Origin of the sequence: Vibrio lamellibrachiae (assembly GCF_050337265.1) — a bacterium.
GTDB lineage: Bacteria > Pseudomonadota > Gammaproteobacteria > Enterobacterales > Vibrionaceae > Vibrio > Vibrio kyushuensis.
Window position 1 is genome coordinate 1 of sequence record NZ_JAKJSU010000016.1, and the last position, 13,117, is coordinate 13,117.

At 42.6% G+C, this 13,117-nt stretch carries 12 protein-coding genes, 2 tRNA genes, 2 rRNA genes and 1 riboswitch; of the genes, 13 read left to right on the forward strand and 3 right to left on the reverse strand.

Annotated elements, in window-relative coordinates; translation table 11 throughout:
- The 11 genes from L4C54_RS21590 to thiH all read left to right on the forward strand — a co-directional run.
- A 23S ribosomal RNA gene (locus L4C54_RS21590) occupies positions 1 to 223 on the forward strand; the annotation flags it as partial.
- Between the two features lie 93 nt (positions 224 to 316).
- Positions 317 to 432, forward strand: a 5S ribosomal RNA gene (gene rrf / locus L4C54_RS21595).
- A gap of 67 nt (positions 433 to 499) precedes the next feature.
- A tRNA-Asp gene (locus L4C54_RS21600) sits at positions 500 to 576 on the forward strand.
- A 58-nt stretch (positions 577 to 634) separates the two neighbouring features.
- Positions 635 to 711 (forward strand) — tRNA-Trp (locus L4C54_RS21605).
- 381 nt (positions 712 to 1,092) lie between these two features.
- Positions 1,093 to 1,476, forward strand: coding sequence for a fluoride efflux transporter CrcB (gene crcB, locus L4C54_RS21610; protein WP_428809764.1), 384 nt, complete (start codon positions 1,093 to 1,095; stop codon positions 1,474 to 1,476).
- 69 nt (positions 1,477 to 1,545) lie between these two features.
- A riboswitch (TPP riboswitch) is annotated at positions 1,546 to 1,644 on the forward strand.
- Between the two features lie 117 nt (positions 1,645 to 1,761).
- Entirely contained in the window at positions 1,762 to 3,711 is a 1,950-nt protein-coding gene (gene thiC / locus L4C54_RS21615) for a phosphomethylpyrimidine synthase ThiC (protein ID WP_428809765.1), read from the forward strand.
- A 2-nt stretch (positions 3,712 to 3,713) separates the two neighbouring features.
- Positions 3,714 to 5,045, forward strand: a complete 1,332-nt coding sequence (locus tag L4C54_RS21620; RefSeq protein ID WP_428809766.1) for a thiamine phosphate synthase — start codon at positions 3,714 to 3,716, stop codon at positions 5,043 to 5,045.
- Entirely contained in the window at positions 5,032 to 5,838 is an 807-nt protein-coding gene (locus tag L4C54_RS21625) for a HesA/MoeB/ThiF family protein (protein WP_428809767.1), read from the forward strand. The genes L4C54_RS21620 and L4C54_RS21625 overlap by 14 nt, the downstream gene beginning before the upstream one ends.
- Complete coding sequence (thiS, locus tag L4C54_RS21630; protein ID WP_428809768.1) at positions 5,835 to 6,044, forward strand: sulfur carrier protein ThiS; 210 nt, start codon at positions 5,835 to 5,837, stop codon at positions 6,042 to 6,044. Before L4C54_RS21625 ends, thiS begins: the two co-directional genes overlap by 4 nt.
- Before the next feature lie 2 nt (positions 6,045 to 6,046).
- Positions 6,047 to 6,835: a thiazole synthase gene (locus L4C54_RS21635; protein WP_428809769.1), complete on the forward strand. Its 789-nt coding sequence runs from the start codon at positions 6,047 to 6,049 to the stop codon at positions 6,833 to 6,835.
- Positions 6,836 to 6,850: 15 nt separating this feature from the next.
- The gene (thiH, locus tag L4C54_RS21640) at positions 6,851 to 7,963 is read left to right on the forward strand and encodes a 2-iminoacetate synthase ThiH (RefSeq protein WP_428809770.1); all 1,113 of its coding nucleotides are present in this window, start codon (positions 6,851 to 6,853) and stop codon (positions 7,961 to 7,963) included.
- 93 nt (positions 7,964 to 8,056) lie between these two features.
- Here the strand turns inward: thiH and L4C54_RS21645 are convergent, their stop codons facing one another.
- Entirely contained in the window at positions 8,057 to 9,847 is a 1,791-nt protein-coding gene (locus L4C54_RS21645; RefSeq protein WP_428809771.1) for an aminopeptidase P family protein, read from the reverse strand.
- A gap of 95 nt (positions 9,848 to 9,942) precedes the next feature.
- A complete protein-coding gene (locus L4C54_RS21650; protein ID WP_428803729.1) occupies positions 9,943 to 10,884 on the reverse strand; it encodes a LysR family transcriptional regulator in 942 nt (313 codons plus the stop codon).
- 144 nt (positions 10,885 to 11,028) lie between these two features.
- On the opposite strand from L4C54_RS21650, the gene L4C54_RS21655 reads away from it, so the two are divergent.
- Together L4C54_RS21655 and tsrA are read left to right on the forward strand one after the other, a co-directional pair.
- A complete protein-coding gene (locus tag L4C54_RS21655) occupies positions 11,029 to 12,183 on the forward strand; it encodes a multidrug effflux MFS transporter (protein WP_428809812.1) in 1,155 nt (384 codons plus the stop codon).
- 96 nt (positions 12,184 to 12,279) lie between these two features.
- On the forward strand, positions 12,280 to 12,561 hold the full coding sequence (gene tsrA / locus L4C54_RS21660; protein WP_428803728.1) for an H-NS-like global regulator TsrA: 282 nt from the start codon (positions 12,280 to 12,282) through the stop codon (positions 12,559 to 12,561).
- A gap of 57 nt (positions 12,562 to 12,618) precedes the next feature.
- Here tsrA and asnC read toward each other — a convergent pair whose 3' ends face one another.
- Positions 12,619 to 13,077, reverse strand: coding sequence for a transcriptional regulator AsnC (asnC, locus tag L4C54_RS21665; RefSeq protein ID WP_428803727.1), 459 nt, complete (start codon positions 13,075 to 13,077; stop codon positions 12,619 to 12,621).
- Positions 13,078 to 13,117 lie beyond the last annotated feature (40 nt).

The following is a 13,117-nucleotide window of genomic DNA, read 5'->3' on the forward strand; positions in this document are numbered from 1 at the left end:
TCTGGTGTTCGGGTTGTCACGCCAGTGGCATTGCCCGGTAGCTAAGTTCGGAATCGATAAGCGCTGAAAGCATCTAAGCGCGAAGCGAGCCCTGAGATGAGTCTTCCCTGGCACTTTAAGTGCCCTTAAGGGTTGTTCAAGACTAGAACGTTGATAGGCAGGGTGTGTAAGTGCTGTGAGGCATTGAGCTAACCTGTACTAATTGCCCGTGAGGCTTAACCATACAACACCCAAGGGGTTTTGATTGGACTCAATATAAGAACATTGAATGCGTGTTTGAACTTTTATTAATCAGTTTTCCGAATTTTAGAATTTGCTTGGCGACCATAGCGTTGCGGACCCACCTGATTCCATGCCGAACTCAGAAGTGAAACGCAGTAGCGCCGATGGTAGTGTGGGGTTTCCCCATGTGAGAGTAGGACATCGCCAGGCTTTAAATATCGTTTTTAGGTCAAGACCTAAAAACAGATGGACACTTGCTTTGCAAGTATGCCACTGCGGAGTGGTAGTTCAGTTGGTTAGAATACCGGCCTGTCACGCCGGGGGTCGCGGGTTCGAGTCCCGTCCACTCCGCCACTTATTCAGAGAACCTCGCTAATGCGAGGTTTTTTTGAATCTGAAACATAAAAATTTTAGGGGTGTAGCTCCAATTGGCAGAGCAGCGGATTCCAAATCCGCGTGTTGGGAGTTCGAATCTCTCCACCCCTGCCATATTTAAGGCTCTAGCAGAAATGCTGGAGCCTTTTTGCTTTCTGCTCTTATACGTTAAGAATCAAGTTGGGGATTCTTCAATATTCAAATAACGCCTGTTGGAATTCGAACTATCTCGGTCTATTACCTTTCATAATTCTTCCTATAAATCACTATGTGATTCATTTTAGTATTGAATACTAATTAGTGTCGTAACGTCCAAAGGCTTTCATATTACTCTCAACAACTGCAATCTATAGTAAAAGTGACTCCTGTAACATTTTGAATCCATACTAGAATGGAAGCTAAGTTGCTTAGTTATTTCGGTAATTTATTCAAGTAGATCTAGTTTTTCGAAGAATAGAGCATACAATTACGTCATTGTGGTTTTAAGGATATATCATGGGACAATTATCTATTCTCGGCTTTATTGCTTTTGGTGGCGCATTTGGTGCTTGTACCCGCTATCTCGTTACTGAGTTTTGTGCAGCAATGTTTGGTCGTGGCTTTCCATATGGAACATTAACCGTAAATATAGTTGGCTCGTTGGCTATGGGTGTATTAATCGCAGCATTCGAAAATGGAAGTTTACCTACGGAGCCTTGGAGACAAATTATTGGTCTTGGATTTCTTGGTGCGTTAACGACTTTTTCAACGTTCTCGATGGATAACGTTTTACTGATGCAGCAGGGTGCTTTTTTTAAGATGGGCTTGAATGTATTACTCAATGTTGTACTGAGTATTACCGCAGCTTGGATTGGCTTCCAATTGATGATTAAAAACTAGTTTTATTTAATACTAGCTAAAAATTAATCACTTTAGCTTGGATTCAACAAACTGATTACATATACTACTTTCTACTTGTCGGAGTGCCATAAGGCTGAGACCGTTAATTCGGGATCCGTTGAACCTGATCAGGCTAATACCTGCGAAGGAAACAAGAGAAAGATATCAAACCAGATCCATTCTCGTTTTCTATCCTTCAATCGCCTCTATCCATAGAGTCGATTCCTCTTGTAGCATCTTATCCGCCAAGCATTTTTATCCATGATTATAATAAGGAAGAATGCTATGTCGAACCGTAAACAATCAAGACTCGAAGCCAAGAATTTCATTGATTCTTTGTCTGTCGAACCATATCCAAACTCAAATAAAGTTTATATTGAAGGGTCTCGAAGCGATATTCGAGTTCCAATGCGAGAAATATCATTAGCAGATAGTTTGGTCGGTGGTAGTAAAGATACACCAATATTTGAGCCAAACGAACCAATTCACGTCTACGATACATCTGGTGTTTATACTGACCCTACCCATACAATCGATTTATACAGTGGCTTACCAAAGCTAAGACATGATTGGATTGTTGAAAGAAATGATACTCAACCACTAGATGGAGTGAGCTCTGCATTCTCTAAAGAACGCCTAGAAGACGATACATTAGACGATCTTCGTTATGGTAATCTACCTGAAATCCGCCGTGCGAAAGAGGGCTGCTGCGTTACTCAGCTTCACTATGCACGTAAAGGTATTATCACTCCTGAGATGGAGTACATCGCTATTCGTGAGAACATGGGTCGCCAAAAATTTGCAGACGAGCAACTGAATCACCAGCATCCTGGACACAATTTCGGTGCAAACTTGCCGAAAGAGATAACACCTGAATTCGTTCGTAAAGAAGTTGCTGAAGGGCGCGCAATTATCCCTTCAAATATAAACCACCCAGAAGCAGAGCCGATGATTATTGGCCGTAACTTTTTGGTAAAAGTGAATGCAAATATCGGAAACTCTTCTGTTAGCTCATCGATTGAAGAGGAAGTAGAGAAACTAGTATGGTCAACTCGGTGGGGTGGCGATACAGTAATGGACCTTTCAACAGGCCGTAACATTCACGAAACTCGAGAGTGGATTCTTCGTAATAGTCCAGTTCCTATCGGTACAGTTCCAATGTACCAAGCGCTAGAGAAAGTGAATGGTGTAGCTGAGAACCTGAACTGGGAGGTTATGCGCGATACGCTAATTGAGCAAGCTGAGCAGGGCGTAGATTACTTTACTATTCACGCTGGTTTACTACTCCGTTACGTACCAATGACGGCTAAACGTGTTACTGGCATTGTTTCTCGTGGTGGTTCAATCATTGCTAAGTGGTGTCTTGCTCATCACCAAGAAAGCTTCTTATATACACACTTCCGAGAAATCTGTGAAATCTGTGCAAAGTACGATGTAGCACTATCGTTAGGTGATGGCTTACGTCCAGGTTCTATTGCTGATGCGAACGATGAAGCTCAGTTTGCTGAGCTTCGTACCCTTGGCGAATTAACGAAAGTGGCTTGGGAGTATGATGTTCAAGTAATCATTGAAGGCCCTGGCCACGTACCAATGCATATGATTAAAGAAAACATGGATGAGCAACTTGAGCATTGTCATGAAGCACCATTCTATACCCTTGGCCCATTAACAACAGATATTGCACCTGGTTATGATCATATTACATCTGGTATTGGTGCTGCTCTGATCGGTTGGTACGGTTGTGCGATGCTTTGTTACGTTACACCAAAAGAGCACTTGGGGCTTCCTAACAAAGAAGATGTGAAGACCGGCCTTATCACTTATAAACTGGCAGCTCACGCAGCTGACTTGGCGAAAGGTCACCCTGGATCTCAAATCCGTGATAATGCTTTGTCAAAAGCACGTTTCGAATTCCGATGGGAAGATCAGTTCAACTTATCACTAGACCCAGAAACAGCAAAAGCATTCCACGATGAAACCTTACCTCAAGAATCAGGTAAAGTAGCGCACTTTTGTTCTATGTGTGGTCCAAAATTCTGTTCAATGAAAATTTCTCAAGAAGTTCGTGAGTACGCGAAAAATTCAGAACAGGTTGCAGCAGATCAGGCCATTGAAATTAAGATGCTAGATGATCCTCTAGAGGGTATGCGTAAGAAGTCTCAAGAATTTCTGGCTACCGGGTCAGAGTTGTACCATCCGGCTGTTGGTGAAAAACAAGTAGAAACAGAAGGCTAAAAATGAAGATTCTTATCCCATCTAGCTATATTGAACTGACTGGTTTGATTCAGCGTTGTTTACTAGCAGCAAAAAAAGAGGGATTTGGCATTCATCATGTTGAGTTGGGCGTAAGCTCAACTCAGCAGTTCGTTCTCATCGGTGAATCGAATCCATATCGGGTTAATGTTTGTGGTGCTTCAGAGCAGCTAACTAGTACTGTCGCTCATATAGAACCTAGTGACCTTACGCTTCAGTATGGCACCACTAATACAGTTTCCAGTGCGCATGAGGGCCTTGGTCGTGATTCTTCGTTGGCTGTTATTGGAATCATCGATGGCGAGCAATTTATTGATGCATGGTCGTCCCTTTGTGTTTATCTGCCATCTAGTAACAATAAGGCTATTCGTTATGTTGACCAAGTTGATGATAATCATCTTCACTTAGCCTGGGTTCTTACTGTATTAGCATTGGATTTTCCAGTTGAAGACAGCTTAGTTATTGCGAGAGCGGCTGTGTCGAATGATGTTTCACGTGAAACATGGCCCAAAGATTTTCGTTATTTCCCAATTCCAATTCTTGATGATTCTCGATTGGACATTAAAGTCGGGTGGTTGAATCAAGACTCTAAAATTTCATTTCCAGAGTTGGAGAAGAGTAGCTTAGGTCTTTACCCTGTTGTTGATGATGTCCGTTGGATTAGAAAGCTTCTTCCTCTTGGAATCAGCACTATTCAATTACGTATTAAGAACCCGAAACAATCCGATCTAGAGAAACAGATCATCGAGTCAATCGCGCTTGGTGAGCAGTATGGGGCTCAAGTGTTTATAAATGATTACTGGCAACTAGCGATAAAACACAAAGCTTTTGGTGTCCACTTAGGTCAAGAGGATATTGAGGAGTCTAATTTGCACCGGCTATCAACTGCAAATATTAAACTTGGACTTTCAACACACGGTTACTATGAGCTCTTACGTATTGTGCAGGTTAATCCTAGCTACATTGCACTAGGGCATATATTCCCAACAACCACTAAAAAGATGCCATCTAAGCCTCAAGGTTTGTTGCGTTTGGCATTGTACCAATCATTGATAGATACTATTCCTTACACCAATTTGAAAGATGGATACCCAACGGTTGCCATTGGAGGGATTGATCATTTCACAGCAAACCGTGTTTGGGAATGCGGTGTTTCAAGTCTTGCTGTCGTACGTGCTATTACTTTGGCTGAAGATACTGAAGCGGCTATTCGTCCTTTCAGCGAGTTAATGAAAGATCTCTGGAGCCCAGCAGAGATAACTTCAAACCCTAGCCTTAATGATATATCAATGGAGTCTGAAGATGCTTTCAGATAAGCAATTCCTTCGCTATCAAAGACAAGTGTGCCTTCCTGATTTTGGTGATGAGGGGCAAACTAATTTACTGAAGTCCCAAGTGCTCATCATAGGGTGCGGTGGTTTAGGTAGTTCGGTTTCACTATTTCTTGCTGCTGCAGGAGTAGGGAGCTTAGTTATTGTTGATGACGATGTTGTCGAAAGTAGTAACCTTCAAAGGCAAGTTATCTACCGCGAAGAAGATATAGGCTCTAACAAAGCTCGCTCTATGCGTAATCAAATTGGTTCTCTAAATAGTGATTGCAGAGTTAGGGCAATCGACTATCGGTTGAAGGAAGAACAATTAGCATTAGAGGTTAGCTTGGCTGATTTGGTTCTGGATTGTACGGATAACTTTGAGAGTCGACATCTGATTAATAGAGTGTGTTCAGTAAATAGAAAGCCTCTCGTTTCTGGTGCTGCTATTGGTTGGCAGGGACAGTTCATTGTATTTAGTTTCGATGACTCAAGTGCGTGTTATCAATGTCTGTATCCTGCAGATGAGCACACGGAATCTAAGCGTTGTGTTGATATGGGAATAATAGGACCTGTTGTTGGAACAATAGGAAACCTTCAAGCATTAGCCAGCATCCAAAAGCTTGCGCTTGGTGAATTCAAGTGCGCAACGGAAGTACTTCAAATTTTTGATGGAAGTACTATGACGTGGCAAAACCTATCGCTATCGAGAGACGCAACTTGCAAGATTTGTGGCTCCAAACCGAATGAATTATCTAGCGAAAAAATTAACGATAAAGAGAGTGAGGTAGCTTCGTGAGTTCAATAGAAATCGAAATTAATGGTGCTAGTCAAAAAATCGCATCAGACTCGACTCTGATTGACGTGATTAAGGTTCTTAACCTTCCCGAGAAAGGCTGTGTGTTCTCAATCAATAACGCCATTGTGGCAAAAAGTAATTGGAGTAAGACCCCACTTAATAGGGGTGATTCCATTTCATTATTCCAAGCATTTGCAGGAGGGTAATTATGATTTTAACGAATGATAAGTTGGTCATTGGCGATCGAAGTTTTGACTCTCGTTTATTTACCGGCACCGGAAAATTTTCCAACAAAGAGTCGATGGTTGAGTCAATTAAGGTATCTGGCTCCCAGTTGGCCACGATGGCTTTGAAGAGAGTTGATGTAAATGCCGAACAGGACGATATACTCGACCCGATTGTGAAAGCTGGGGTTAATCTATTGCCGAATACCTCCGGAGCTAAAAACGCGAAGGACGCTATTTTTGCTGCACATTTAGCTCGCGAAGCGATTGGAACTAATTGGTTAAAGTTAGAGATTCACCCGGACCCAAAATATCTAATGCCAGATCCGATTGAAACTCTGTTAGCTGCAGAGCAGCTAGTTAAAGATGGGTTTATCGTGTTGCCATATTGCCATGCAGACCCTGTTCTTTGTAAGCGATTGGAAGAAGTGGGTTGTGCCGCGGTTATGCCGTTAGGTGCGCCAATCGGGTCGAACAAAGGCGTAGTGAGTAAAGACTTCCTAGAAATCATTATCGATCAGGCAAATGTCCCTGTAGTGGTTGATGCGGGCATTGGTGCGCCATCACATGCTGCATTCGCCATGGAGCTTGGCGCAGATGCTGTTCTGGTTAATACAGCAATAGCTTCTTCTCAAAATCCAGTGGAGATGGCAAAAGCGTTCAGATATGCCGTAGAAGCGGGTAGAACAGCCTACTTGTCAGGGCTTGCTACGGTTGCGAAGCAAGCTGTTGCGTCAAGCCCATTAACATCATTTCTTGATAATGTTTCGTAATCCTCAGGAGTCGCTATGAGTTTTCTAAATACATTTAATCAAATGAATTGGGACGATGTTACCTTATCAATCAACAGTAAGACGGCTTCGGATGTGGAGCGAGCGCTCGCAAAACAAAAGTGTAATCTGGAAGACTTTAAGGCACTTATTTCTCCTGCAGCAGAACCTTACTTAGAGCGGATGGCACAACGATCTTTGGCGCTTACTAGGCAAAGATTTGGAAACACCATTGGGCTCTACATACCTCTGTATTTATCGAACCTTTGTGCTAATGCATGTACTTATTGCGGTTTTTCGATGGAAAACCGGATTAAGAGAAGAACGCTTAACAATGATGAGATATCGGCGGAAGTCTCCGCGATTAAGTCGATGGGCTTCGATAACGTATTATTGGTTACAGGCGAACATGAAACAAAAGTGGGGATGAAATACTTTCGACAAGTGCTTCCATCAATCAAAAAGAACTTCAGCTATTTAGCGATGGAAGTTCAGCCATTAGAGCAAGAAGAGTATCAAGAATTAAAAGTGCTAGGTTTAGATGCGGTTATGGTCTACCAAGAAACCTATCATCCTTCGACCTACGCTCAACACCACCTTCGTGGCAACAAGATGGATTTCAATTATCGACTTGAAACACCAGATCGTTTAGCAAAAGCTGGGATTGATAAAATTGGCATTGGCGCTCTAATTGGATTGGAGGAGTGGCGAACTGACTGCTTTTTTGCTGCAAGTCACCTTGATTATCTAGAGCGTACTTATTGGAAAACACGCTACTCGATATCCTTTCCACGTTTACGCCCTTGTGAGGGGGGATTACAACCTAAGTCGGTTATGTCAGATAGGCAGTTGGTTCAACTCATCTGTGCTTATCGTTTATTAAACCCTGAGGTAGAACTCTCCTTATCGACACGCGAATCGGCGTTGTTTAGAGACAATGTACTACCACTAGGAATAACGACCATGTCCGCTGCGTCAAAAACGCAGCCAGGTGGCTATGCTTTGGATGATGTTGAACTAGAACAGTTTGAAATTAGTGACGAACGTAGTGCATCAATGGTGGCTGATATGATTCAGAAAAAGGGTTTCGATCCTGTTTGGAAAGATTGGCACAGCGGGTATTCTGGATAACTCTATTACACTTTAATGTTTCACGTGAAACATTAAAAAGGGCTACGATTTCGTAGCCCTTTTTTGTACATACGTTATAACAAGATCAGCCTACTAAGAGTGGGATAATGTTTGTGTCGCGTGCCTCAACCAAACTCTAACATCTCCTTCGACTAGAGGGCTAAGCTCATCCCAAACTTTCTGATGGTACTCGTTCAGCCAAGCAAGCTCGGGACGAGTCAGCATATCGACATTAATGTTTCGGTAGTCGATAGGACAACGTGTTAACGATTCAAAAGTAAGTACAGGGAAGTCACCGTTAGTTTCAATCTCAGTCACTAACTCTAGGTTCTCTATTCGAATACCAAAAGCATCTGCACGGTAATAGCCAGGCTCATTAGATAGAACCATTCCTTTCATAAGCGGTACGTTGATTTGTCTTTTAGAGATACTTTGAGGCCCCTCATGAACACTTAGGAAGTGTCCAACACCGTGACCGGTTCCGTGATCATAATCATAGCCCTCCGCCCATAGATGTTGACGAGCCAAAGCATCGATTTGGAAACCGCAAGTACCAGCAGGGAAACGAGCACGTGCTATGCCAATATGACCTTTTAGTACCAGAGTAAATTGTTTTATCATCTCATCACTTGGTTGGCCAATGGCTACCGTTCGAGTGATATCGGTCGTACCATCTGGATATTGACCACCTGAATCCACTAAGTAGAGTGAGTTCATCGCTAATGAAGTCGGTTGTGGCTCATTCTCATGATTGTAATGGCACATCGCTGCATTAGTAGCAGCCGCTGAAATAGTGTCAAAGCTTAAATCAACTAAGCTCGGGTCTTGCTCTCTAAAAGATTGAAGTTGATCAGACAACTCTGCCTCATTAAGTAATAACCCTTGTTCAACTTGTTTATCAAACCAAGACAAAAACTTAACCATAGCGACACCATCTCGAACATGGCTTGCTTTCATTCCTGCAATTTCAGTCGTGTTCTTTTGTGCTTTAGGCAATAGGCATGGGTCGGCTGAGCTGATCAAACTCGCACCATTATTTTGTAGCTGTAGAGTGAACCAAGCATTACTCGTGGCAGGGTCAACAATGATCTTGTTACCGGTCATCGTTGATAGAACCGTTTCTAACTCTTCGGGATGGCGAACTCTAACTCCTTTACCGACATGTGCCTCGAATTCAGCGGGTAGTCTCGTCGGGTCGATAAAGAAATCGATGCTAGAATCTGTATGTAAGATGGCATGTGATAGTAGAACCGGCAACCTAGAGACATCAAGACCACGAATATTCAACAGCCAACCAATCGAATCGAGGGCGGTAATCAACGCACAATCTGCACTTTGGTTGTGGATTAGTTCGGCAACCAAATCTCGTTTCGATGCACTAGATTGTCCGACAAAGTCATTCCCCATTAATCTGGCGGAAGATAGTTCAGCCTTCGGACGGTCGCTCCATAGCGCATCAATAGGGTTAGAGGTGATGGCAGATAAATTATAACGTGCTGATAACTTCGCCTGTGCGGAGGTTAACCAAGAGCCAGTATGCATACGAGGATCAAAAGCAATTTTACTATTTACAGGAAGGGATTGTGATACCCAATCTAGAGCAGGCTCTTCAATTAAATGCCGATATTCAAAAACAGATTCAGGGACCTGTTTACGAACTTGAACGGTATAACGACCATCAACGAATATAGAGGCTTTCGTTTGGGTGACGACAGCACAACCTGCAGAGCCAGTAAATCCAGTCAGCCAATGTAGGCGTTCATTATGAGCGGGGATATACTCACCAAGATATTCATCTTCGTGAGGGATGATAATAGCGTCATAATTATGTTTGGTCAGCCAAGCTCTAATCGCTTGAACACGTTCTGAAATAGATTGATGCATCAAATTGTCCTTATTGTATTGTCCTACTGCTTCAGCCTGCTACTCATTGAGTAGCGAAGTTAAATAAGCTACTCCTTTTACCTTCTACCTGCAAATTATCTCAGGTGAAGCGTCTTCTGCTTTATTATATTTCTTAACCAAGTAAGTGCGGGGTCGTTTTCTCTATCACGGTGCCAGAATAAGGTATAAGCCATTGGTGGGAACTCCATTGGTAAGGGGAGGACAACCAAATCCATCTGTTTAGCAACCAAATGAGTAAAATGGCTAGGTGCGGTAAATATAAAGTCTGTATAGGTACATAAGCTAGCGGCGCTATTAAAATCAGGGACAGTAATGGCGATGTCTCGTTCTGCACCAATATCGGCCAACCGGTAATCCAGTAGCCAACGATCATTGCCGTCGCACCTTACTTGTACGTGACGTAGAGACAGATAACTCTCAAGTGTCCAATTACTTTTTAGTGCTGGGTGGTTTTTACGAAGCACACACATTTGTGCATCACGATAGATTTCTTGTTCACAAATATCTTCTGGTGGAAGCATTGTTAACTTGGCATCGTTGATATCAATATCACGTCCCGTGATCCCCAAGTCGAGTTCACCGAGTTGTAAGCGTTTGAATGTTTGGTCTGTCCAAGGGTGAGTTGAGATATTCAAATTTGGACCGTGTTGAAATATAGCAGGAAGGAAATGAGGTAATATCAGTGGATAAACACTCTCAACGGCTGCTATATGGAAACGGTACTCACTAGAACTTGGAGAAAACTCTTCGGGCTGGGTAATCAATTCAAGTTGATTAACCAACACTTCGAGCTTTGGTTTTAGAAATGTAGATTTGGGCGTTGGTTTTAAACCATGAGAAGTTCGGATAAAGAGTGGGTCGTCAAACTGCTCTCTTAGTTTAGACAGAGATTTACTCACGGCAGATTGGCTTAAACACAATCTATGCGCGGTTCTCGTAACACTGCGCTCTTCAATTAACACGTTGAGACAAACCAACAAATTCAAATCAATACGAGACAAAGCTTCTACGGACACTGTGATTTTCCAAATTAGAATAACTGCTATGAGTATATACCATTATATCGAATAACATGCGTGCGCTAAACTCTTGCCAACTCTAGAATAGAAACGGTACATGCAGTGAACACATCCCAACTCGATACTCCAAGTAAGTTACAAATGGCAATACTAACGATGTTAGTGCTGTTTAGTCCGCTGGCCATCGATATCTATCTACCTGCTTTACCTCTAATGTCTGAAACGTTTCACGTGGAACAAACTAGAGTACAAGAAACCATTACTTGGTTCTTGTTTGCTATGGGTGTTGGGCAGTTATTCGCTGGCCCCTTGGCAGACAAACACGGGCGTCGAACAGTTGCATTGGTCGGTGTTGGTATCTACGGTTTGAGTGCTTGCTTGGCGTGGGCTGCACAAACCATTGAGTGGATGCTAATAGCAAGGCTACTACAAGGCTTGGGCGCATGTGCGACCGCAGTAGCGGCCTTTGCGACTGTTCGCGATCTATTTGGAGCACAAAAAAGTGGGAAAATGATCAGCTACCTCAATGGCGCTATCTGCTTTATTCCTGCACTTGCTCCAATACTGGGAAGCTGGCTTACCCAACAATTTGGTTGGCGTTCGAACTTCTCTTTCATGGCTATTTTTGCGTTGGTCGTGTGGATCATTCTATTCTTCAACCATAAAGAAACGAACCCTGCCAAAACAACGGAAGCGGTATTTAAGCCGAGCCGATATGCGCAAGTATTAAAGAATCCGATGTTCATTTTCCATGCGTCTCTTTGTATGTTTTCGATGGCAGTGATACTGGCGTATGTAACATCTGCACCAGGTGTATTGATGGACCGCTATGGCTTGTCGATGGACGAGTTTACTTTTTGGTTTGGTATCAATGCGGTATTCAATATTATTGCTTGTATGACCGCACCAAAGTGTATGGAAAAATTCGGTACCAGAATGACGATCATTATTGGTGTGGTCATGCTTAATATAGCCGGAGTGATGATGTTGGCACTGCAAAGTCAGCAAACAGCATTAGCATTTATGCTGCCTATATTTGTTTCTTCCATTGGCTTCGCTTGGGTATTGGGTGCAGCAGCGGGCAAAGCTCTTGCCCCATTCGGTGATAAAGCAGGGACCGCTGCCGCTTTGCTTGGGCTATTTCAAATGAGTGGAGCAGGGCTAGTGGTCGGTGTAACGCAAAGACTATCACTTCAACCTGAAATGCTAATCACCTTACTTATGTGGTTAACAGCACCTAGTCTAGTCGTTCTATGCTCAAAGATTGGCTATAAATGGCATGAAATACGGGTGTAGATATAACATATTTAATATGGTGTATTATTAGAGATGAAACAGGTGTATATTTAGCCTCTCATATTAAAAATATTACGCAGTGGATACTCAACAATAATGTCGATGACAACGTACGAAATGGCGCGCATTCTAGAACAGCTGGAAGAAGCACCAGAAAAAGTCATGTTTGGTAAACTTCTCAACGAGATGGGTAACCAAAGTGGTGAGCGTATTCGTAGTGCCGCGAAGCAAGTTCCTGTTGATGTATTGCGCGATATCATCTTTCAGTTTCAACAAGTGATTGAATCAAGAAAAGGTGAGCAGGTTGATATACTGGCGAAACAGCTTGCAGAGCAGGGCATTTCACCAGAAGAGCTAAAAGAGTATTTGAATCGTTAACTGATTCTAAACGCGATATTAGAATAAAAATGGCCTCATTCAATTAGGCCATTTTTATTATGGATTTACGTTTCGATTGATTGGGTTTTGTAGCGAGATAAGTGTTTCTGTTGATTGAACCTCATCAATCGCTTGTAACTTGTCGATTAAAACAAACTGAAGTTCTTCAATTGATTTACACATTAACTTCACGAAAATATTGTAAGCCCCAGTCGTGTAATACGCTTCAACAACCTCTTCGAGCGCATTTAGCTTTGCAATGGCGGAGTGATAATCTCTCGCGGCATTCAAGTTAATTCCAATAAAGCAGCATACGTCGTAGCCTAGCTTTTTAGTGTTTACTATCACCTCAGTACCTTGAATAATCTCAGCGGATTTCATCTTCTCAATTCGAACATGAATGGTGGCGGGGCTTACGTCAAAACTCTTTGCCATCTCAGCATAAGGCTTACGAGCATCTTCCATTAAGGTTTTTAATATTGCTCTATCGAGGTCATCAAGTTTTGCTTGTTGCATGACGCATTTGCCTTGTAGGTTATTAAGTTAAGAGAAAGTA